This is a genomic window from Lyngbya sp. PCC 8106 (assembly GCF_000169095.1).
Classification (GTDB): Bacteria; Cyanobacteriota; Cyanobacteriia; order Cyanobacteriales; family Microcoleaceae; genus Capilliphycus.
Window position 1 is genome coordinate 1 of sequence record NZ_AAVU01000023.1, and the last position, 22,085, is coordinate 22,085.

The following is a 22,085-nucleotide window of genomic DNA, read 5'->3' on the forward strand; positions in this document are numbered from 1 at the left end:
GAAACGGTCATACATTGGCAAGCCAGGAAACTGTTTGGTTTTGTGTCGGCTAACAACTGGTTTACAAGTTTCGTCGGTGTGAGCAAAATGGTGTTGCTTGACTCTGCCCTTTTTAGCCGTTAATTTACCGCCGCAGTAGAGACAAGTTAGATTAGTTTTTCCTTTGAGAACATCATCAACACATTTCAAATACCCGTTGGGGGTTACGCCATACTTTAGCCACATCGTTCAACCTCTGAGTAGAACTGATGCACCCCAATTCTAAATATTCAATACTTAACTAAAGTGTAGCAATTTGGAATGGGAAGTGACATTAAAAGTCAATTTCCCCACTATCCAAACAAAAATTTTACTGAAGATTTTCAAGTATTTTGTTCATTTTTTGAAAATCATTAAGTTTATCAATTCCCGAAAATTGAATCGAGAGGTCAATTGAAAAGATTGTCACAACAATGGCAATGCTAATCAAGAAAAACCAAGTTTTTATTCCGCCTGGAGTTTGCTTTACTATTCTTCCAATCACTCTCAATCTAAATAAATCTGAGTCCATATTTTCTCGGGATTCCTCATTTTGTTTTTGCCGAAACTCTAATTTCTTTAAATGAGATAGTATAGAATTTTCAGACATATAAAGAATCTTTTCAACATTCTTCAGACGAATTCCTGCTTCTCTAATCTCCACTTCAAGCTTAATTAATTTATCGATTTGAGCTTGTGAAAGTTCTTGAATACCGCTATTAGAAGATAAAGGATCTTCGGTTAGCTGTTCGATATAAGCCTTTTTTTATTCCCAGGAATGTAGTAGAGCCGATATTCCTTATTCTCTATTTTTACCGTCGATTTCTCATCGGTTAAAGTTACTTTCCCCTTAATGATACCGATAGCTTGGAAGATTAATATACCTCTACTGAATTCTTCTGCTACAATGAAAACATCTAAAGTTCAAGTCGTTGGAACAAAAAGGAATTAAAATTTTATTAACTGTTGATCCCGACAAGTGTTCACGCTTATGCAAACAGATCAGGCGTTGAGGACATCAAGTTGATCACGTTCCTGAAAATGGTTTAGAAGTTTTGGCAGCTTTGCGTTGTCAATCTTATGATGTGCTACTAATGCCCTTACCGATGTGGGAAATGAGTGGATTGATGACTGCGCGACAAATATGTTCCGAATGGGGTCAAGAGAAACGTCCCTATATTATCGGGATGTTGGCTGATTATGAACTCGGAGATCTACATTACGAAAAATTTTTAGCTGCTATAGATGACCACATACTTATACCACTAAGAGATAAGCAGGTTTTGGTTACAGCTTTGAGGAAATGTTTTTCATCTGACGGGGTGACAAGAACCTCTATATCCAACAATGGATCTAACGACCTACAAACAAAAACATCTCAGCCTGCAAACAAAGTGTTGCCCTTGGTCTGTAGCCTTGATCATATTCTAAAACCCCTGGATAATAGATCAGAGTACGTGTTAAGTATTGTGTTAATTATCCTGTTGAGTTTGACTCTCACCACAGTCAAATATTGAACAATAATTACTCCAAACAATAAAAAACAAACAAAAATATTAAAATCAAAACCACAGCAAAACAAAAAAGTATCTTCGATCATCAATGCCTAAAATTTATAATCGATTTTGTGGACGGAGTTGGGTTTACTACTCACCTGATAGGCGGAAAAACAGCAAAGTTATCAACCCGTAATTATCAGCAATTTTAAACAACATTAAGGAGGGGAAGCGGGAGTTGAGATTGAGTTAGAGAAAGGTTCTGTTGCAGACTTATTTTTTAATGCAACAGAACCTCAACAAAACCCGGCATAGAGATGACTTAATTCCTGTCTTTTGCAGAATTAATCTGAAAACTTTAACTTAATATTATATGAAATTGATTTATTTTTTAACTCTCATACCCAACTCAATTTATATTTTATCACTTGCACGGATAAAACTCCCATCTTTTTGACGGGAGCAATTTTATTGAAACTTTCGGCTGTGATTTTACACAGTCAATCAGTTTACCGGAGTCAGAGTTTGAACGAAATCAAGCCAATTCTAAGTGAGAAAATAAAAACTTAGCATTGATCATTCACAATTCACAATTGAATTCAAAGATTATTCAACATCAAGTTGAGAATCATTCAACTATTCTATTGCTAATTTCTAGTTTAAGGTTTTGATTTCCCTCGTCTTTTCTTTTTATTTCCCTTTAAAGTCAGGTATCCTTTATGCCAATCACAATTAAATGTCTTGGGGATTAACTCTTTCAAAGAAATTACAATTACATCATTATTATGACAAGAACTATATTGGTTTTTTATATTCGTAATTTTATCTCCGATTTCCTGAAGTTTAGGGTCATTAGCTGGAAATACAACTTCTCCAATATAATTGCCATCACTTATACTTTGACCGGGTTCTAATAGCGAATCGAACTCCCAACAGATAATCTGATCGGTGATAACCAAAGGATGATTAAACGTTTCCTCTGTCGTAAATAAGTATTTATATTCTAAGCCTTTGAGTTGTTCAGGATTATCTACTTTATGTGTGCTAAAATCCAAGGCAAGGCTATCAAGTCCCTGTGCAGAAAAGCTCAGTGGTCTTAGCCAAAAACGAATGTAGGGTGAATGGTCTGGAACCAGGTAGTGCAGTAACGTATACAACGCGCCTAAACCCTGTTCTTCGCCTGGAATTGGACAAAAGAATTTCTGCTCTTTTTTTTGAGGAAAATCTAAAATATGAAAGAAGTCTCTGCCTAGAAAATATTCTTTACTTTGATTAAACTGTTTAACTTGGGTATCGGTTTTAGCATCGCTAATTTGGCGACCGATTCTCTCAATTAATTCTCGAAAGATTTGACTATCGTTCCAAGCTTTATCTAAAAAGTTTTTAATTTTTTTCAAAAATTCTTCTTGTTTTAAGATTTGATTGGAAGCTTCACTAATGGAATTACGGTTTGTGACTAATTGAAAGCTTCCTTCTATCATAAAAGTATAATGCGATTGAACTTTATTATCACTTAAAGATGAATAGTCTTCTAATACACTTTCTTGAAAAATTTCATTATAGGGACAAATCTTAATGCCTTCTGAACAGATAAAAGTCCCTCGTTGCGAACTAAAGGGAATTCCTGATTTTTTCTTACCCTGACGAGCTAAATCTTCATAATAATCTAAGGCTTTGCGATTTCCATCAATCGCAAGGATTAAGCAATAAGATGAGCCATTGTAGTTGATCATTTGTGCAATTCGAGCTGAAAACCGACCGGAACTTAATCTTTTAATTTCTTGAGGACTTTTAAGAGAAAAAAGCTCCAAGCTTAGGGGAGAATCTAACTTCTGTATATAGGGATATCCGGCGGGAATTTTTTCGAGTTTTTCATCTTGAGCTTGCGAATTCCAAAGCCCTAATTTACACTGGTCATTATAAGTAGGAGACGATCACTTAAAGTCGTGAGCAACTGTTGATTGAAAGCCTGTTTTTTCCGAATTCAAGATTCTCACATCTCCATGTCTAGTAAAAAATTTAATATAAGTTTTCAGGTAAGAACATTCTTGACTTGTTGCGTAATAGTTAGAAAAATCTTCGACTTCCAAGCCTTTGACCAAAATCAAAGTTCCGCTCTGAAATTGGGTGTTAAAAAAATCTTCATCTAAATGTTTTAAGATCGGAAGGGTTCGAGTATCAGGCTGAGATAGGAGTTTTTTTAAGGTATTCCAGGGCTGTCGATCTTCTACAATTTCTAAGTAATCTTTTTCAGCATCAAGGGTATCTCGTGGATTATCGATAATAACGGTACGCCAGTGGGGTTCATTTTCAGCACCACAGCGAGTAATTAGTGCAAATTTTTGAGAAGCAAAACATAATTTAGAACCCTGACATTTATAGCCGATGGTAGATCCGAGTGTCTTCGTAGACATCCCAATTGAGAAGAAAGCATCGATGGGAGTGATACCATTGACTTCTTTTACACTACTAATCCCAGTGCCATCATCGAAAAAGATAAATCCAAAGTATTGCAGTAAAGGAAAGATTTTAATATTAGACGCTTGAGCATCGTAAGAATTAGAAATCAATTCTCGAATCACTTCACAAGGATCTTTTCGATTAACAGCTAGCTCGGACAGAGTATGACGATAGTTAATTCGACATTTAATTTTATGGGAACTTAATTTGTTCTGATTCATTACTTAATTTTTTATACAACTTTAAGGACATATTCAATTATATTAGTCAGAAAAAACAAGATTGTCAAGAGTTTTTCAAGAATTTTTTTGGATTTTTTGTTAATGTATAATGCTTGCAACTTTTGAGTGTAAATTTGACAAGTTAATGTACTAAGCTCTAAGCAATTATTATTGTTTCGAGTGTCAATCTGACAAGTGATGGTATCAAGTTTTGAACATTTTTTTTTGTATTGATAGAGAAGCTGTTATGAAGTGCCATACTTATTTGAGAAGTTCTGTATAAGCTTTTGGGTTTGGTACTTTTCTCTTTTTAATCTCATTTCTGTGTCCAAAATTCCTAAATTTAGTCCCAATTTGATGAAAAAGTTCCGATACTAGCTAAAAACGAAACTGTATTAACTTCTGTAAATAAGTTACTGAAAATTAAGCATAACAGTGCTTTCAATTCGTTGGTACTTCGTGACAGCTTCTAAGCGCATTAGCCCTCATTAGTACGCCGCCTTAAAAGCCTGTAATGACTGGCTTCTACAGTTGGGGGTGTTTATCATGCAATGGGATTTGCTACTATGCTACTTAGTGATTTTCTCGATTAATGTTATGATTTAAGAAAGGATAATAACATGGTTGAGTACAGAAATCGGCTAAACGTAAACTCAAATTGTTATTGTGAAAAGAAACTTTAAAATAAGCTTAAAAATAAAACAGCAATAATAAATTTTAAAATAAGCGCAAAATAAATTTTAATATAAAATACTTTGATTGTAAGTTTTATTTATGTTCAATAAAGTACCGAATAACAATCGAGTAAGGAGAGGTTATTTTGGTGATTTATAGACCTATACATACAGAAGCAATTTGTCAGCAATCCCCAATTAATGTAATTCCAATCCCGAATAATAAAATTCAAAGTCCGGCTTCTATTCGTGCTTGTTGCAAATCTTCGGAAAATCCTAATCGACTCGACCAAGAGTTTAGATAATCAAAGTCTAGGGATTCTCCTTGTACTTTCAATATTCCCAAAATATCCCGCCATTGCTTATCCGATTGAGCCGATCTTCTCTCTTGGTGCGCGTTACGCAGAGCGGATGAGACATCCGCAGGGTCGCACCGCTCCACTGAAGTTTATTGAGGATTAGATCTTCTGGAGAGGCTAAGTTAACTCGAATACCACCGGGAGTTTCATATTGTTTTCTCCGTTCAAATTGAATGCGTTCAAATTCATCATTATTTGCTAAGATTAGGTCAGCACGGGAAATCGTTTCAATATCGGTAACTTGTAATATTCGCATTCGACCTTCAACAATATCTTCCACACCCGGAACGTAAAATCCCATCCCTTCTAACTCGGTTGCTAATACAAGAATATCAGCAGGTTGGATAAAAATAACAATATCAACATCACGAGTTGTCCGAACTTCTCCGTAAGCGATCGCCGCGACACCTCCAGTTATATAATAGGGAATGTTTAGCGATTCAAAAATGGGGTGCAATTTTTCAGCTAAAGCAATTGAATCTTGAATCCAATTCATTTGATTTTGAGTAGAAGTCAAACTGGGAAAATTATTGTCTCCCAACCAAGCTAAAGCCAACTTTTGAGCTAGTTCCGCATCGGATAGCTGAGAAAAGCGTTGTCTAAAACAGGAGATAGAAAACCGACGAGCATTTTTATTCATTGACGCTCCCATTTCCAATCTCTGTGAGGGTGAGCGTTTTTTCAATAACTCAAACCCTAATAAATCTACTTGGGGAGTTGTATCTGTCGATTGCGGTTTGTAGCCAGGTTTTACTTTGAATTTTGGAATAGATAACGTCATTTATTTTCTATATTATAGAGTTAAAGAATCTAGATTTAGCCCTAGTTCTCTTTGGAAGTTGTCGTAAAGTTAGGGTTCAAGTTCAAGCCTCAATGCTTAAATCAGATTTTTAATACATTTTAAATTTTAACATATTAAACGATAAAACTTTTGCATACAAACTGTTAAATTTGCTGTCTGGGATCAAGAAGAAAGTTTTTAAGTTTGGACTAGGATTGTTGCTGTGCTGATTTAACTTATAAAGTTACAATATTCTGTTTGTTGTCGAACGCAATATAAAACAGTTCTAAGGCTTGGTATCCCAAGATTACTCGGTCTATTTCTGGGAGTTGTCCGACAAAAACAGGGACTTCTATTTGATGAGTGTCAACAAAAATTTGCCCCCGATAAATCAAAAAATCCGCTTCTCCATTCGCAGTCGGTACTCCCCTTTCAGTAGCGATATATTGCCAACAAGACAGCTTCAACATCTTGAACATGGATTCCTAAGATACCCGATGTGAAACCCGTATCAAATAAAGCATCAACTGGAATCAATTCATTATCTGAAGTTATTAAATCTATTTCAAAATAAATTCCTTGCCTAGTAATTTTGCCATCAGGTTCACCGGATTCGTAATCCGGTGCTTGCCTGATGGTGCCTTCCGCACCATTAATCATTTTTGTCCGACAAACCCCGATTGATTTAACTGGTAGATGCACAAGATAGTCTTCGGAAAGTATAGATGGCTCCTCAAACAAACTCCCGTATAGGTCGAATCTAAAAAGTAAACGCCCGTGTCAGGATCTATGGCAATATACCAATCGCAATAATGTTTTCTTAAGTTGGGCTTGATTCGTTGGAGTATAATCCAAGCTTTATCGAGTCGCTGACGGGCTTCTGAGTGGCGCTGTTTGAATGAGGTTTCGGAAAGGGGATTAACTTCAAATAAGCGTCCGGGTTTGGTGCTTATTGGGAGCGAACTTGCTTTGAGCATCGTTTTTCTTAAATTAACTGAATCCATTGTTTTTATTTGATCAGACAAGCCACTGAATATCACTTTTCGGAGGATTAAAATGGAAACTCTCAGTCGAAAAACTTGCAAGCCTATTGAGAAAATTCACTCGCGACCTGTTGCAGTCTAGAAGAATATATTGCCAGCTACAATTGGCAGGGTTCAGTTGGCTAAAAATGCAGATTGAAAAATAATTACTAGGCGTAAAAATAGTAACAAACTAACATACTTTTTAAGCCTTAGTTTTAAGGAGACGAGATCCATAAATACCTAGATTGATAACTAATATAGCACTACGCATAAAGGTTAGGACATTTCTAAATCCTAGAATCCTTTCATAGTCTGCTGTTCCCTGATCCGGTGTTCCCTGTTCCCGATTCAAGTAGCGCTATAGCAACATACCTAAAAAGATTTGTATTGTTCGTGTTAGTTCTCCGGGGTAAATTATAGGCAATATATAGTGTTCGATAAAACTGGTTTCATAACCACTCATCCCACCCTGTTCTCTGAGCCAGTTTTCTAATGGTGTGAGGGGACATACCCAACCAAAGAGAGTTAGGAGTACAGCCCAAGTCAAAGCTGGCAGATGGAGAAGCGCACAACGAGGATACTTCAATACCAACAATCCTCCCAGGGAAGCGAAAAGGATTTTAGGATTTAGGTAACTACCCTATAATAACCGGATTTGGTATGAGAAGTCGGTTGCGGGCAGTATGCCAGGAAAACAGTAAAACTGATGGGATATTAAATATTAAGTAGTACACACGAAAGAAAGCCCGGTACATAGCCTTCAAAGGTGAATTGCCAATATACGTGCTGCAAAGAGTTTGAAAACGGAATCATCAGGAAAAACGGGAAAACCATGAGTCCAGTGGCACGAACAGTAGGTGGTCAGGTAGCAATATTACCCTGCTACCTGACCAGATAGACTCTCTGATTTTGTAGCTCTTAATTTCGGAGAGTGACAGAAGGGGGATAACTCTAAAATCAAATCAAACCCAAAATCACAAATCCCCCGAAAAAAATCACTCTCCAACTACATCTAGTCCTTTAATCTCGTCAATTGGTAAAATTTAGAGAGTTGATATTACCTCATCAGACGAAAGTGAAGTAATCTTCTTCTAGGTTGGGGAATGGAGTGCCTTGAATCATGGCAACTAATTCTTCTTGTTCTCCATTAATCCAGTAAAGGGAAGCACCAAAAGGTAAGCCGTCGGGTTGATCTCCTAAGCGATAATCCTGACGATTTCCATGCAACTGAATCGTATCGTTTTCGGCATCAAAATCGACGATGAGAGCATAATCACCCAAACCGGGATTAGTCGTATTGTCATTGTAATAGAATTGGAGATCATCACCTAAAACGAAGGTATCAGCACCTTCTCCGCCTTGGAGAGTATCAATTTCCCCAACTCCTGGATTGTTGGTTTCGGGATTTACCCCAGTGATAATATCTTCTCCATTATCTCCCCAAAGTTCATCGTTGCCGCGATCGCCAATCAGAGTATCCGACTCTTTACCGCCATGTAGGGTATCATCTCCTTCACCGCTTTCAAGGAAGTCATCGCCTTGGTTTCCATTCAACCAGTCGTTTCCTGCGTCGCCAGAGAGATGATCTTGTGCTTCAAGTCCAAAGATGACATCATTTCCTCCATCTCCATTGAGGATGTCACTGTCCTCTGTTCCCATTAGTTCATCATCGCGATCGCTACCTTCTATGGTTTGACCTGTGATCTGTGGGGGTTCAGGTCGTGTTTCACGAGTGAGTGTAACGGTTGGTTCAGTTTCAGGAGTGAGTGTAACGGTTGGTTCAGTTTCAGTATCGTTACCTTCACTACCATTAATAAAATCATTATCACCATTATTATCACCATTATTATTACCATTACCTTCAGGGATAATTTCAGCAGGTCCAACTGTCACAGTAACAATATTATTATCAACATTGCCGTTACTATCTTGAATCGCATAGAAGATAATGTCTTCTCCTGTAAAACCATTATTGGGAGTGTAGGTAAGGGTATTATCTGGATTGATAACTACCTCACCGTTATCGGAGCCAAAAATATCGACAATTTCCCCAGTATCCTCATCTACGTCTGTATTTTGTGCAGCAATAAGATCGACAATTTCAATTGCGTCGTTATCTGGATCACTGTCATTGGCTAAAACATCTATTGTGACGGGCGTAGCAATATCGGTAGTTACGAAATCAGGTTCAGCGATGGGGCGACTATTGCTAAAGTCGGGACGGGTAGTCGGGTCGATTTCTTCAGCGCTTTCAATTTGTTCGGTGAGTTTTTCTCCCGTATTTTTATCGACAATTGCTGTAATATTTCTCGAACTCGTACCTAATTCTACTAAATCTTCTACTGTACCTTCTGGGTCATCGCTTTGGGCTACTTGCTGTACTTGGACGATTTTTATTGATTTTTCGCGGTCTTCGATAGTTCCATCGGCAGTAATATCATCAATGAGTTTGTTAGCTTTGGTAATGATTTCTGCTGCACCATCAACAGTATTATCTTCTAATTCGGGAGCAAGTTCGTTGATAATTTTTTCTACTTGAGTTGAGTCGCTCAAATCGAGATTTTCAGAGTTAGCGATTTGATTTGATAGTGCTTCAACAATTTCGGTTTCGTCAACTCCCGTTACTGCCTCTATTTGGACGAGGGTATTTTGCACCTGAACCTGTTTTGCATAGACTTCTAGCCAGTTGGGGTCGTCATCGGAAGCTGCTTCTAAAGCATCGTAGTTGAGCAAATCCACGTCTTCTGGTATTCCGAATGCGGTTTTAACTCGGTCTTGAGCTACTGTGGTATCGGTACCTTCAGCAAGCAGACGGGAGATGGTTGCTAAAGGATTAGTGACTAGATGTTGGAATCCGCCAGCTAATTCGGGAGATTCTGTACTATCGACAAATACTTTACCAGGTTCGACAAAAGGATCGAGGAGATCTGTGCCATCATCAAAGACAGGAGAGAAGAGTTCTCCGCGATCGAATTCTCCGTTGCTATTACTATCTACAAATGACCATCGATCTACAGGGGTACTTTCAACCACTACTTGTCCTAGTTCGTCTAATTCTAAGACACCATTTTCATTATTATCTTCTCCTGGATCTAAGATACCGTTATTGTTATCGTCTTCTCCTGCTTCTAAAACTCCATTCTCGTTAAGATCGAAAGGAGAAATTGCAACTTCAGTGCCATCGGGATTGAGAGGAGAAGCGATCAAGAAGGGTTCGTTCTCATCTTGTACACCGTTGCCATTATTATCAATAAAATCAATTTCTAAGTTGTTATCACCGCTAGGATTGACAACTGAGAAGGGTTCGTCCGGATCGAATTCGCCGTTAGCATTACTATCTACAAAGACAAAATCTGGGGATTCTCCTTCGATGACAACGCGCACGTCTAACAGACCGTTTTCATTGGTGTCAAAGGGAGTAATATCTAGCTCGTCTCCCCCTGTTTCGTCTACTAAAGAAGAAGGTTCGCCCGTATCTTGTATCCCATTATCGTTAGCATCAATAAAGACATAGCGACCATTAATTTGTTGTCTTTGTTCGGCTTCAAAAAGGAAAGCTTTACCTAATATGCCATCAATATTGAGGTTTTTCTCTACAATGCTTGCGGTCAGTTGAGAAATGGCATTTTCATTAAGATTGGTATTGGGATCTTCAGCGATCGCAACGGTTAAAGCCTCGTTAATAATAGCAGTTACGGTATCAGGGTCGGTAAGATCGGGGGCTTCTCCATTGTTAGCGCGGGTTACAATGGCTTGAAGAATAGCACTGGCAATTTGTGCTTCGTTTACTGTAGAAGAAACTTCGTTATCATCTAATGTTCCGTTGTCGTTAACATCGAAGAAACGAGATCCATCATCAGCTTGAACGACTTCTAAATCTCCATCATCGAACTGTTGGTTATTATTGTTATCGAGATAAATCAGACCATCTTTAGTCAGAATGTCGCTACCATTGATGGTTTGCCCTGTAAAAGAAGTCGCACCGATAGTTTGGGTAGCTAAGATAATCAGATTTTGCAGTTGAGATTGTAAACCCAATACTGATAGTTCAGAAGTTTTGGGGTCATCATTATACAAATCGCTATTTTCTGATAAACCGAAAATATTAATTACTTCTGCTTGTGCTGCTTCGAGATCGGGTTCAGCCATTTCTACCACCAAGCTTGTTAAAGGCGTGGCAATAGTCGCATCGGGAGTGGTAATAATTGGTGCGGTTTGAGGTAAGGAAGTGGAAATATCAATGCCGTTAACAATAACCACTCTACCTTCTTCGGGATCGATAACACTATTACTATTAAGATCGAAGGGAGAGAAGGGAATATCGAGATCGTAACTACCATCGGCATTACTAAAAGTAACGGGTTCGTTGGGGTCTTGAATGCCATTGAAGTTGGCATCAAAGAAGACCGTACCGCCAGAAATCACCCCATCTATGGCACTACTAAAACTATTACCTTTGCCTCCGACACTAAACTCGGCTAGAGGGAAAGTAGCAATACGTTGCTCGAATACCGTCCTCCTAAACAAGCTAACTTCTGCACCCAAAAAGGCGTTAACAATACCGTTTAATTGGAACAGTTCAAAGGGTGTGGAAATGCGGTCGGCAATCTCCGAAGCACGCAGTCTACCATCATCCGTGCCGTTTATTTCCCCACCATCAATTAGATCCAAACCGATAATCCCTTCTAAACCTCCTTTGAGAAAGCCCGAAAGAGCAATCAGATCGACACCCAATCCTGCTGCAATAGTAGCATTAGCAATCAATTCATCGACATCTTCTCCCGTACCGTCGGGGTTTTCGCGATCGCTGACAAAGAAACCATCTAAAACTCTAAAAGATTCTAGGGGGTCAAAATTATTAGCCGACCATTGATTGAAACCAAAAGTATCGAAGCCAAAAGCGAGATCCAAAGCGACATTAAAATCCCCTTCTAACAAACCGCTAATCGGGCCAAAAATGGGAAATGTTTGTTGTACGTCGAATCCAACTTCTAAAGCAGGAAGATCGTAAGTAAAGAGGGCGACATCTTTACCTAAAAGCAAGTCGATCGCGCTTAAGGGATTGTTAATTAAAGGAATATCGAAATTATCGTTATTCAGTATCCGATTGGTATTTGCTTTCTGGGTATTTCTGCTACCATCATCGGGAGCATCATCGAGTTGTTCCTCTAAATCTGGTGCGGACTCGGTTTGGTCTGCTTCAACGCCCGTTGGATCGGCATCGGGATCGCTAGGATCAAAATTGCCCAACTCGAAAGAACCCACATCAATGAGGATGCCTTCATCCCCCGCAATCGATTCATTGAGAGCATCTGACAGAGCGAACAGTTCGGTAATTTGGTTGAAAGCAGCCTGAAAGTTAGCGTTGGGAGGATTGCCCGTCAATTCCGCAATACCGATCGCGAGTTCGATGACGCTAATTTCACCGTCACCATTATCATCAAAACCATCCGCAATGCTCAGATCGTTGAGGATTTCCGTATCGGTGTTGAGAAAATCAACTATAGGGCGAAAAGGATCGATGATGCTATTAATATTACCAATTACGGGGCGAGCAAAGTCGGAGAGAAAACTGCCTAAATCTAGTTGCACGTCATTAAACGCGATCGTCGGTGCAAATTCGCCAACAGCTTCTCCATCTTCAAACGTAAACGAGCCGAATTCCCCAGCCAAATCGAAATTAATACTGGGAAAAGCAGTATCCGCTTGGATGCTAGTAACGGCTTTTAAACCCAAATTGGCAGTTGCCGAAGCACTGGGATTGAAGAGGTCAGATAAGTCGTCGAAAGAAGCATTGCTTAGTTCTGTGCTGGTTAGGCGATCGCCATCTAAATCTTCTTCATTATCTGCATTTTCGGTATTATTTGCATTTTCGGTATTATTTGAATTTTCGATATTATTTGAATTGTTGGTATTATCTAGATCTTCATCATCATCTGAATCTTCAACATTATCTAGATCGTTGAGTCCTAAAGTAAAATCAGCACTGACCGCCGTGGGGCTTTCTTCATCATTGACCAGATCGAGTTGCAAAAAGCCTAGATTACCCGTTGCTTGGAAATCATCACTCAAACCCAGATCGATTCCTGCGGTAAAGTTGGTTTTTTCTGTATCGATAAAGAAACCGAATTCTTGGTTAATGCCAAACCCCAGATCGAATTGGTAATCAAAATCGAGATCGACACTACCATCAACATCAATTCCCAATCCTGGTAAACCTAAATCCGCATCCAGGTCGATATCACCAAGGTTAAATTCTTTAGCAACTGAAATATCGAAAGTTGCTTCTTCTTCCGAGAGAGTTTCTTCTACTGTTACATCAGCTTCTAAAATCTCTGCAATAGTTTCTTCAATTAACCCCCTAAGTTTATTTACGTCTAATACTCCTCCCGTTTGCACCCGATTAATTAAACTAGCTTGAAAACTACCGATTAAATCAGGTGCGAGAGTTTCTAGAGAACCAACAAAAGGTAATTCAATGGCTCGAAACTGTTCGTCAATAGAATCTTGAATCGAATTGAGGGCATTATTTAAACCCCCTGCTGTCTCGATATTATCAAAACTGAGTTCGTTAATGGCAATGGGAAAAGGTTGTACTTCTAATTCGTTGTAAACAGGATCGTCACTCTCAATAACGTGAGTAATGTTTTGAAATTCCGTGTCTTCTACTTCATTATCTATCGCAGCAGTAACTGTAACTTCTTGAGGAGTCGCAAAGTTATCGGGAATAAAAGTTATGGGTGCAATGGCTTCGAGATCGTCGCTAATGCCAAAACTAATATTGACATCTGCTGTGGGTTCGGTTGCTAGAGCAATGGTGTAGGTCTGCCCGAGTTCCCCTTCGGTTACTGTAAAATTATTTCCGTTGCCAATAACAATCCCAGGAACATCATTTTCGGTAATATTGGCAGTAACCTGATTAATGGTAATTCCCTGATAAGCAGCATCATCACTGGTTGCAGTATGGGAAATAACCGAAGTGCGGTTTTCTGTGGTTATATTGTCATCAACAGAAACCACCGTAACATTTTGCCTGATGTTGAAGTTTTCAGGAGTAAAAGTAATGGGTTCGATGCTCTCTATCTGGGTTGCATCGGTAGTAAAATTAATAGTGACATCGCTATTCGGTTGGCTAGTTAACTCAATCGTATAGTTATCCGTAGTTTGTCCTTCTATGAGGTTAGTCGAACCTTGAGATTCGCTAATTTGCACCCCGACTACATTACCCGTATCATCCCTGCCACTATCTACAATAGTTAACTCTGCTGATGCTTCCCCTAGTTCATATCCTTCTCCTTCATTTAAGGTAAAAGTAACGTTTTCATTGACTTCTTCATTATTGTCATCAATGGGTCTAACTTCAATTCTGGCGGTAGTCGTACCTTCTGGTAAAGAGAAACTATCGCCGATAAGATCTCGTTCTGTATTATTAGCAACCAAGACCAAATTGTAGTCTTCACCTCGCGTAGCATCTCCACCGATAGTGAAGTTAAAGATGGCATCCTCGTCATCATTCTCATTGCCATTACTGAGTAAGGGATTGGAGAAATTAAGCTGGAAAACACCGGGGTTAGAGTTCTCTTCAGTAGCATTATCTCCTGCAACAACATCAATTATCGGGGGACTGTCATTATCAACAATATTGGCAGTTATGGTATTTCCGCCACCACCATACTCTTCACTCTCGTTGAGAGTAATTTCTACTGTCTCATTTCCTTCAGCTACCCCATCGTCAAAATCGGGAATCCCCCCCGTAATTCCTGTGACATCTAGTTTAACCACAACTTGTTCTTCACCAGAAATATCGAGGAAAAAATTACCCTCTTCATCGCCAAAGATAGGCTCGTCATCGGTATTGAGAAACCTATAATCTGTATCTAGTTCGGCTGTTCCCCCAGTAACGCTAAAGCTTAACTGACGACCTTCAGGAGCATTCGGGTCTAAATTAAAGATAAACTGACCGTTACTCTCCCCTTCTACTGCATCTGTCCCATCAAGGCTAATATCTGGTTCGTCGTCCACAATAGCCAATTCAGCAGCAATAGAAGCACCTAGATTGTAAAGTGGGGAATCTTCCAAGGTGACAATGATATTTTCATCGGGATCGAAAATGCGATCGTCAATTACTTCAATCTCGATAGAACCTTGTGTTGCTCCCACAGGAATTGTAACGCTACTGGGAATTTCAAAATCTTCACCATTGGTAGCTGTTCCTGTAACGGTGTAGCTAACGATTAAATCTATGGGTAAAGCTCTGTCTAGAGATAGATTAAAAGAACCATTTCGATCGGGTTCTGATAAATTATCTCCTGGAGCTAGATTAATTGTGGGCAGAATAAAATTGCTGATGTCACCAAAGACGCGACCATTATCTAGGTTATTTCCGGTAGCAACATTGGTATTAGCCTGAGAAACGGTGGCATCACCCCTGATAAAGATATCATTTCCTTTTGCTTGACCGTTATTCGCACCTGTTCCTCCAGTGGTTGAGTTCCCAGAAAAATTGCTGTTAAGAAGTATTAAATCAGCACCCTGATTGACAAAGATAGCACCACCGAGTGCAGCACCACCGCCACCGCGAACAGCTGGACCTCTACTTCCACCTGCTGGGACATCAACACCATCACCGCCATCACCGCCAAATGCTCCGCCATCACCGCCATCACCGCCTAATCCGGTTCTTCTTTTTCTTCTGCGGTTACTGGGATTCGAGCCAGCACCGCCTCCAGCACCACCTCCAGCACCGAAACCACCATCACCACCATCACCACCAAAACCACCGAAGCCTTCTAACAGTCCACCAGATTCGCCGCCGCCTCCGCCGCCACCAGAACCTCCGCCATTGCCAAAGCTACCATCCTGACCGCTAGTACCGCTACGACCATTCTGACCATTTCTACTTCCACGAGCACCACCATTACCACCATCAGCACGAGTTGTGTCAGCAAAAGCAGTACCATCTATATTGGCAATTCCCCCACGACCTCCATTTTCACCCGTTCTCTCAGCACTACCGCCTCTGGCTCCAGTGGTACCATTTCCACCAACGGCACTATTGTCAGTAAAATCAACGTTATTCGCAATTACCGTACCGTTGTTAATAAATAAAGCACCACCAGCACCTAAGCCTCCGCCTCCGCCACGAAATCCACTACTCCCCCTGACATGACCACCTGTTAAGGAAAGATCGGATAAGATTATTTGGGTCGCGTCGGTTTCGCCATTAATTGCTAAAATTTGATGTTGGTTCAAGCCATTAATTACAAGGCCGTTACCCCGAATCTCCACATCCTCGCTAATAGTTGGCAGGCTGTCAGCTAAATTAATAAAACCTACATCTATCTGAATGGTGTCTATTGTCCCACCATTATTATTGTTTTCCGAATCTAGAATGGCTTGTCGTAAAGAACCCGCACCGCTATTGTTAGCGTTAGTAACTGTAAAAGTCTGCAATACAGAATTAAACGCAGACATTGCCTCGACTTGAAACGCTAGAGGTGAATCGATAAATCCCGTCGTGGCTTCTAATATCCAATCTCCCCCCAGATCGCTATTACCCGTCAAATCTTCAGAAGCAGCAATATCTGCTGCGGTAATCTCTCCTAAGCGGCTAATAAAAGCTTGTCCTTGTTCGCCTTCTGCGACATTACAACCATATAAAAGAATATCCCCATTTTCACTTAGGGCTTTTCCCCACTGTTGCAATTGGTTTGCATAGCTCTCAATATTACCATTATCTAGGCTGCTATTCCCCAACTGTAAAACGGCTGAATCTCCGTGAGACAGAATTTGTACGCTATCTAAATTGTCGTAGTTAGCTAATACTTCAGTAATTTGCTCAACACCATTGCGGTTGGGGTCTAAGACAACTATTTTTGTCTCTGGTTCGACGCTGTTAACCAGAGATTGGTAGTCAACAACATTGCTATCAACAAAAATGACGGAAGAGGGAGCGTTCATTATCATCCTATCTGTAGTCCTATTTTCAAGAATTGCTGTAAGAGGGTCATACGATGTCCGGTTGAATAGTTATAAATAACGATAGAGGAGTCAGGAGATCCTCCCTTGCCCCCCAATTCTGGCAGAGCCGTTTCATTCTAACCAAGATCCAAAGTTTAGACCACCTGTTCGCTCACAATAACCTATTTCCTGCTTTGAGGAGCTTATGCAAATTCAATGGAAATTGAAACAAAATCGGGAGCAGCCCAACCGAACTATAAAACCTGAAACGATAATACAACAAAGATTTAATAAAAATACATAAAATATCATTTAAAATAATCAAAAATATCGTTATTAAACCCAAAGAAAATACAATCTAGAATATTAATGAAAATTATCTCTCAGAGTTGACAATATACAGTTGATAAGCTGGAAAAAGTCGATTAAAGCTTTCTTGAGTCTTGGGGTTAATAAACTTGACCCACCATTGCCCCGGACTGCATTCAAATTCATGATCAACAATTCCTCTCATTCCTGTAACAACTCGTTTGGGATCTAATAAGATTTCTACTTCTACACCTGAACGCAGTTGTTTTTGGATTTGTGTTTGTAGAAGATCTCTCCATTGCATTAATTCTTCAAAAATATTCTCTTTTTCTCGGAGTTGATTTTGAACGCCTCTCAGTTCCAATTCTAATTGATATTCTTCTTTTTTGGAGACATTATTATTGTCGAGATCTTCGATTTCCGCAATTCGCTCTTGAAGTTGACGATTTTGATGTTTTAATTGAGTGAGTTGGCTTTGCGCTCGTTCAGTTCCAATCATCCGTTCAAATCGATATCCTGATGCTTCATCTTGTTCGGATAAAGTACCCGACCACTTCGTTTTTGGATGGTCATCTCGGTCAAAACCAACAACTAAATCGTCAATTACCGTTGCTTGACCGTCTTTTTCTGGAGAAATTACCCGAATACGATCATTTAACTTTAATTCTTTGAGTCGAGCCGCAATAAATACAGGTTTAAAAACAGCGTTATTATCATTAGCTTCTGAATCTTGTTGATGGAGATAGGCAATATATTCCTCTCGTTCTTTGAGTTGACGTTGTAATTGCTCAATTTGATGGGATTCAATGGATTCTGTTAATTCAATCGATTTAGATTCCAATTCAGTTTGCTGAGAATCAGTTTCGAGTTGAGATTGTAATTTTTCTAACTCATTAGGGTGATCAGAGTTATTATTTTGAGGAGTTGATTCGGTTAATTCGGTTAATCGTTGTTCAAGCTGCTGAATTTGTTCTTGAAGTTTAAGATTACTTTGTTGTTCAACTCGGAGTTGTGATTGCAATTTTTGAAGTTGTAGTTCGGAATTCTCTGAATTCTCTGAACCCACGTTAACTGTTTGAGATTTAGGTGAAGACTGAAGGTAAGTTGATGTCGATTGCCCTGGAGTTATCGTAACTGATTTCGGGTCAAAGTCCTGGCACAGTTGCTTGATTCTCTTTTCAGTTTGATTTATATCCACCATCAACTGTTCTTGGGCTTGTGCAGTGACAGCTTCATTGAGTTGGGCTTTGAGATTAACGAGATTCGCTGCTAACTTAGCTAATTCAATGGTAACTTGATTGGGTTGAACTGCAAGCTTTGGAGTCGATGTAGATGCTGACAACTTCTGTTTTCCTTGTTCTTCAGCAATTAGGTCGTTAATCTGTTTGATGGTTAATTTCTGTGAACTTGATAGAATTGTTTTAACCAGTTCATCACTCGCACGCGAAAGGGCTATGATTGCCCCTGTTGCCCATCCCATCATTGATTCTACCTGTTCGGGAACTCGTTCGGCTAAATCGACAATTTTTAGCCAGTTACGAATTGTTTTTTCGGCATCGGGGAAGTAATAAGCTAACCAATCTCGAAATTGCTTGGCACTAAGCTGTTCTCGCAGTTGATTAATACGACGAGCCAGTTCTAATGCCTCCAGATTGAATTTTATCAAACTAATCCGAATCCCGTCAACTAAGGACTCCGCTTCATTTTGCAGTGATTCACAGATATCGCCGTAATTAAAGGGGGGTTTAAATCCAGTTGGGCTAGATGCTAGAATCGTCATAATATTGAAATAAATAAATCAGTTTTTTGAAAGCCAGCCGTCTTGTGCTGGTCTTTTTTTTATTTCTATAACAGTCTTTGTCTGAACGGGTTTGCGTTTGACTGGAGAAGGCGGTTCAAGAAGCGAAAGAAAATGGTGAGATTACCGATTCTGATTAAATCAAGTCGAAAATCAAAACTATTACAGTTAAGTTGATTCGAGTCAATTGATGATTGGATGGAAATCTTTACACATTCGCTGGAAGTTAAGTAACTGTAAAAGTTCAGTCAGAAAGTTTGTAGTTAATGGTGAGAGTGCTTTGAGATTTGAACTCAACTCAGAAGTTAATTTATTTAAAGTTACTTAGTTTTATCTGAATTTGATAACTGGTTATAGGTTAACTTCTGACTTCTGACTCTCGCGGCATCGTTGCTCATGGGGGAAACCCCCAAGACCGCACTTTGCGCTTCACACTTCTGACTTCAATAATACCTGCCCAAATTTTGAACAGGTATTAAACACGCTTGACTAAACTTCGGCTTTTTGTTGAGATTCTACCCATTGAGAATGAGCCTCTTTATCTCCCCCAAAAGAATCAATTGAGACTTGACGTTCTGGCATTGGATGGAGGGAAGCGTTAATCGGGTTATACTGACAATAGCAAATCACAATCATGTCAAAATCTATACCTATGGGTAAATCAGGCGTATAGGTTTCGACTCGTGAAACTTCCCAATCTCCTCGACGGTAGTGGGTGCTATGGCCATGTATCTCTGGGTCATACAGTTTGGAGACTTGGATAAACTCGGTGGGCCGATATCCCGGTTCGGGTATGGGTTGATTGGATGAGTCTAAATATTCAGTCAATATCCGGGTTAGTTGTTGGGTATGCTCTAGTTTGCGATTTTCCCAACCGGGTTGGTCTTTTTCGGCTCGAAATATGATGTATTTACTCATCGGTTACTCCTCCTCGTCATTGTAAAAGGACTTCGGAAATTCAGTTTTTCCTTCAAACACACAATCGACTTTTAAAACAGAATCGGTGGGATTCAATTCGACTCGTTTCAATTTCCATCCGTATTTTCGACTCATATCTTCGCATTTTCCTTCGCTGGTTGCTCCGTGACGAGATATGTATTCTTCCTCATCGTGACGAGGTTTAACCATTTTGTTGATTGCTCCTAATTCAAAGTGGATAATTTTGGGTGAAATTATTGTGTTACTTAAACTCCTCTAAATTGATGCCAGCGTTGAGCCATTGTTAATGTGTCCGAAGTGTTTTCTAACAGCAAATCAGCGAGGGCAAAAATTCTTTGATAATGGTCGCTAACTTCTCGTTGACTCATTCCTTCAACTCTCCAATGAGAAACTGTTGAAGTCGATAAACCGCAAAGTTTAGCTATTTGTTGAGATTCTAAATCCCAACGATTTTGAAAAGTTTGGAAATCAAGGGACATACGACAGAGGAGTTCTAACAATTGCTCGTTATTGGGATTCATGGTTGTGACCTTTAAGTTGATGTTTTTTTGTTTCGTTAAATGAAGGCAGAGGGCAGATGGCAGATGGCAGAAGAATAGTAGTATAATGTTTCGACTTCAAACATAATGACTTCAAACTTCTGCTATGAGCTACAAAGAACAGTTTATTTGGAAAAAAGCTATCAACTTAGCCGTTCGATGCTATAAGCTAACTGAATATTTTCCTAAATCAGAAATGTATGGAATAACTTCTCAAATCCGAAGATCTAGTGTCTCCATTGCAAGTAATATTGCTGAGGGATACGGAAGAAAGGGAAAAGGCGAATACATAAATTTCTTGCATATTGCTTTGGGATCAGCGTGAGAATTAGATACACAATTAGTCATTGCTTTAGAGGTTGAACTGTGCAAAAAAGAGTACATAAACTCTGTCATTAATGATGTCGATGAAATACAAAGGCTACTGGTTTCAAGCATCAACAAATTAAAAAATTAATTCCTTCTGCCCTCTGCCTTAAGAGCAAAGCTCGTCGAGGGGGGCAAGATCTTCTTCAAAGGCAAAGTCATAGTGAACAATTGAACGACTTGGACTATCAATATCGAGGGAAATTAAATAATGCAATCCTTCGACTTTGCAGTTAGATTGAGTTGTGTAAATGACACCTGAAACTCGTCCAAAATCTGGATTTTTGACTTGATGCCAATAAACCAAATCTCCCAATTTATATTTTTGATTGGGTAAGTTTTTAGGCAAAATGTCAGAATCGGGATAGTTAACCGGAGGGATAACGGGGTGGGGATGACATTTAGACTTAGACATGGTGAGAATTCTCCTTAAATAAATGTGCGAGTTCTTGTGCAGTAATTCGGAATCAAAATTCTTTTTGTGGAGGCGGACGCGCTCTGAAATTTATCATCAAAATAAAATCATTAAATAAAAAATAAATAATTAGAAAATAATTAAATACAAAACAATAAAACATGGTTAAACTTCCAAAAATAAACTACAAGCAGTTTGAATGGTTCTCAAAAAATTACGAAGAATATTTTTATTCTTAGCATCGATTGGGATTGAAGATTATTTGGCAAATTCTCGTTGCAATGTCAACTTTTTGAACGGGTTGGATTTGAACATCAATTTTGGCGGTTAAATAAGTTTTGGCTTCCAAACAGGCGTTTCCCTTTCCCGCCGATAAACACTCCTCAATTCTCAATTCATAGTGCGGTGCTAAAGCTTTGGCTTGTCTCCGAAAATATTCTCTATTCATGCAGGGATTAATTTCCGAATTCCCATCATTACCCCCGTGAAATTCGCACAAATTTACAGCGAACTTTTCCATTAAAGTTTGAGGTGTTGATACTCCATTCTCAAGTTCAGCTAGCCTCTGTTCTAATCGAGTAATTTGCAATTCAATCTCTTGGGGATTTTGAGAAATTGATTCGGACTGTAATGTGGGCTTAACTGATTCTGACATTTTAATTTTTGGCAAAGTTATCGACTGTTCGTTTATCGACTTTTTTGATGAACCTCTGTGAACAATGAAG

18 protein-coding genes are annotated in these 22,085 nt (G+C 39.2%); 2 read left to right on the plus strand and 16 right to left on the minus strand.

Annotated elements, in window-relative coordinates:
* From L8106_RS16000 to L8106_RS16020, 4 genes are all read right to left on the minus strand, one after another.
* Positions 1 to 225, minus strand: a 225-nt coding sequence (locus L8106_RS16000) for a competence protein CoiA family protein (protein ID WP_009785394.1), incomplete at its 3' end; no start/stop codon positions are given.
* A 124-nt stretch (positions 226 to 349) separates the two neighbouring features.
* The gene (locus L8106_RS16005; protein ID WP_039896500.1) at positions 350 to 682 is read right to left on the minus strand and encodes a hypothetical protein; all 333 of its coding nucleotides are present in this window, start codon (positions 680 to 682) and stop codon (positions 350 to 352) included.
* A gap of 1,491 nt (positions 683 to 2,173) precedes the next feature.
* On the minus strand, positions 2,174 to 3,247 hold the full coding sequence (locus L8106_RS16015; protein WP_156803706.1) for a hypothetical protein: 1,074 nt from the start codon (positions 3,245 to 3,247) through the stop codon (positions 2,174 to 2,176).
* Positions 3,248 to 3,448: 201 nt separating this feature from the next.
* Positions 3,449 to 4,195, minus strand: coding sequence for an ATP-binding protein (locus L8106_RS16020; protein ID WP_009785398.1), 747 nt, complete (start codon positions 4,193 to 4,195; stop codon positions 3,449 to 3,451).
* Between the two features lie 820 nt (positions 4,196 to 5,015).
* Here L8106_RS16020 and L8106_RS33040 point away from each other — a divergent pair.
* Positions 5,016 to 5,174 carry a hypothetical protein gene (locus L8106_RS33040; RefSeq protein WP_198012959.1) on the plus strand — a complete coding sequence of 53 codons (159 nt, stop codon included), beginning with the start codon at positions 5,016 to 5,018 and terminating at the stop codon, positions 5,172 to 5,174.
* A gap of 28 nt (positions 5,175 to 5,202) precedes the next feature.
* Here the strand turns inward: L8106_RS33040 and L8106_RS16025 are convergent, their stop codons facing one another.
* The 10 genes from L8106_RS16025 to L8106_RS16060 form a co-directional block, all read right to left on the minus strand.
* The gene (locus tag L8106_RS16025; RefSeq protein ID WP_009785400.1) at positions 5,203 to 6,009 is read right to left on the minus strand and encodes a hypothetical protein; all 807 of its coding nucleotides are present in this window, start codon (positions 6,007 to 6,009) and stop codon (positions 5,203 to 5,205) included.
* A gap of 236 nt (positions 6,010 to 6,245) precedes the next feature.
* Positions 6,246 to 6,479: a hypothetical protein gene (locus L8106_RS32260; RefSeq protein ID WP_156803707.1), complete on the minus strand. Its 234-nt coding sequence runs from the start codon at positions 6,477 to 6,479 to the stop codon at positions 6,246 to 6,248.
* On the minus strand, positions 6,442 to 6,669 hold the full coding sequence (locus L8106_RS31495) for a hypothetical protein (protein ID WP_009785402.1): 228 nt from the start codon (positions 6,667 to 6,669) through the stop codon (positions 6,442 to 6,444). The genes L8106_RS32260 and L8106_RS31495 overlap by 38 nt, the downstream gene beginning before the upstream one ends.
* Positions 6,666 to 7,013: a hypothetical protein gene (locus tag L8106_RS29700; RefSeq protein WP_009785403.1), complete on the minus strand. Its 348-nt coding sequence runs from the start codon at positions 7,011 to 7,013 to the stop codon at positions 6,666 to 6,668. Before L8106_RS29700 ends, L8106_RS31495 begins: the two co-directional genes overlap by 4 nt.
* A gap of 379 nt (positions 7,014 to 7,392) precedes the next feature.
* On the minus strand, positions 7,393 to 7,653 hold the full coding sequence (locus tag L8106_RS30620; RefSeq protein ID WP_071941399.1) for a DUF2784 domain-containing protein: 261 nt from the start codon (positions 7,651 to 7,653) through the stop codon (positions 7,393 to 7,395).
* 446 nt (positions 7,654 to 8,099) lie between these two features.
* Positions 8,100 to 16,994: a DUF4347 domain-containing protein gene (locus L8106_RS16040; RefSeq protein WP_009785404.1), complete on the minus strand. Its 8,895-nt coding sequence runs from the start codon at positions 16,992 to 16,994 to the stop codon at positions 8,100 to 8,102.
* A 376-nt stretch (positions 16,995 to 17,370) separates the two neighbouring features.
* On the minus strand, positions 17,371 to 19,083 hold the full coding sequence (locus tag L8106_RS16045) for a hypothetical protein (protein WP_009785405.1): 1,713 nt from the start codon (positions 19,081 to 19,083) through the stop codon (positions 17,371 to 17,373).
* Between the two features lie 507 nt (positions 19,084 to 19,590).
* Complete coding sequence (locus L8106_RS16050; RefSeq protein WP_009785406.1) at positions 19,591 to 20,019, minus strand: hypothetical protein; 429 nt, start codon at positions 20,017 to 20,019, stop codon at positions 19,591 to 19,593.
* A gap of 3 nt (positions 20,020 to 20,022) precedes the next feature.
* Positions 20,023 to 20,229: a hypothetical protein gene (locus tag L8106_RS16055; protein WP_009785407.1), complete on the minus strand. Its 207-nt coding sequence runs from the start codon at positions 20,227 to 20,229 to the stop codon at positions 20,023 to 20,025.
* A gap of 56 nt (positions 20,230 to 20,285) precedes the next feature.
* The gene (locus tag L8106_RS16060; protein WP_009785408.1) at positions 20,286 to 20,561 is read right to left on the minus strand and encodes a hypothetical protein; all 276 of its coding nucleotides are present in this window, start codon (positions 20,559 to 20,561) and stop codon (positions 20,286 to 20,288) included.
* Positions 20,562 to 20,685: 124 nt separating this feature from the next.
* Between L8106_RS16060 and L8106_RS33730 the strand changes: the two genes are divergently transcribed.
* Positions 20,686 to 20,904: a four helix bundle protein gene (locus L8106_RS33730; protein WP_232228510.1), complete on the plus strand. Its 219-nt coding sequence runs from the start codon at positions 20,686 to 20,688 to the stop codon at positions 20,902 to 20,904.
* A 150-nt stretch (positions 20,905 to 21,054) separates the two neighbouring features.
* Here the strand turns inward: L8106_RS33730 and L8106_RS16070 are convergent, their stop codons facing one another.
* Complete coding sequence (locus tag L8106_RS16070; protein WP_009785409.1) at positions 21,055 to 21,360, minus strand: hypothetical protein; 306 nt, start codon at positions 21,358 to 21,360, stop codon at positions 21,055 to 21,057.
* 235 nt (positions 21,361 to 21,595) lie between these two features.
* On the minus strand, positions 21,596 to 22,015 hold the full coding sequence (locus L8106_RS16075; protein ID WP_156803709.1) for a hypothetical protein: 420 nt from the start codon (positions 22,013 to 22,015) through the stop codon (positions 21,596 to 21,598).
* Positions 22,016 to 22,085 lie beyond the last annotated feature (70 nt).

What these genes read in the sequence shown, in the direction of transcription:
- L8106_RS16015 (WP_156803706.1), bottom strand. Translation starts at nt 3,247, where the DNA reads ATGATCAACTACAATGGCTCATCTTATTGCTTAATCCTTGCGATTGAT.
- L8106_RS16020 (WP_009785398.1), bottom strand. Translation starts at nt 4,195, where the DNA reads ATGAATCAGAACAAATTAAGTTCCCATAAAATTAAATGTCGAATTAAC.
- L8106_RS16025 (WP_009785400.1), bottom strand. Translation starts at nt 6,009, where the DNA reads ATGACGTTATCTATTCCAAAATTCAAAGTAAAACCTGGCTACAAACCG.
- L8106_RS32260 (WP_156803707.1), bottom strand. Translation starts at nt 6,479, where the DNA reads ATGTTGAAGCTGTCTTGTTGGCAATATATCGCTACTGAAAGGGGAGTA.
- L8106_RS31495 (WP_009785402.1), bottom strand. Translation starts at nt 6,669, where the DNA reads ATGATTAATGGTGCGGAAGGCACCATCAGGCAAGCACCGGATTACGAA.
- L8106_RS29700 (WP_009785403.1), bottom strand. Translation starts at nt 7,013, where the DNA reads ATGGATTCAGTTAATTTAAGAAAAACGATGCTCAAAGCAAGTTCGCTC.
- L8106_RS16040 (WP_009785404.1), bottom strand. Translation starts at nt 16,994, where the DNA reads ATGAACGCTCCCTCTTCCGTCATTTTTGTTGATAGCAATGTTGTTGAC.
- L8106_RS16045 (WP_009785405.1), bottom strand. Translation starts at nt 19,083, where the DNA reads ATGACGATTCTAGCATCTAGCCCAACTGGATTTAAACCCCCCTTTAAT.
- L8106_RS16050 (WP_009785406.1), bottom strand. Translation starts at nt 20,019, where the DNA reads ATGAGTAAATACATCATATTTCGAGCCGAAAAAGACCAACCCGGTTGG.
- L8106_RS16055 (WP_009785407.1), bottom strand. Translation starts at nt 20,229, where the DNA reads ATGGTTAAACCTCGTCACGATGAGGAAGAATACATATCTCGTCACGGA.
- L8106_RS16060 (WP_009785408.1), bottom strand. Translation starts at nt 20,561, where the DNA reads ATGAATCCCAATAACGAGCAATTGTTAGAACTCCTCTGTCGTATGTCC.
- L8106_RS33730 (WP_232228510.1), top strand. Translation starts at nt 20,686, where the DNA reads ATGAGCTACAAAGAACAGTTTATTTGGAAAAAAGCTATCAACTTAGCC.
- L8106_RS16070 (WP_009785409.1), bottom strand. Translation starts at nt 21,360, where the DNA reads ATGTCTAAGTCTAAATGTCATCCCCACCCCGTTATCCCTCCGGTTAAC.
- L8106_RS16075 (WP_156803709.1), bottom strand. Translation starts at nt 22,015, where the DNA reads ATGTCAGAATCAGTTAAGCCCACATTACAGTCCGAATCAATTTCTCAA.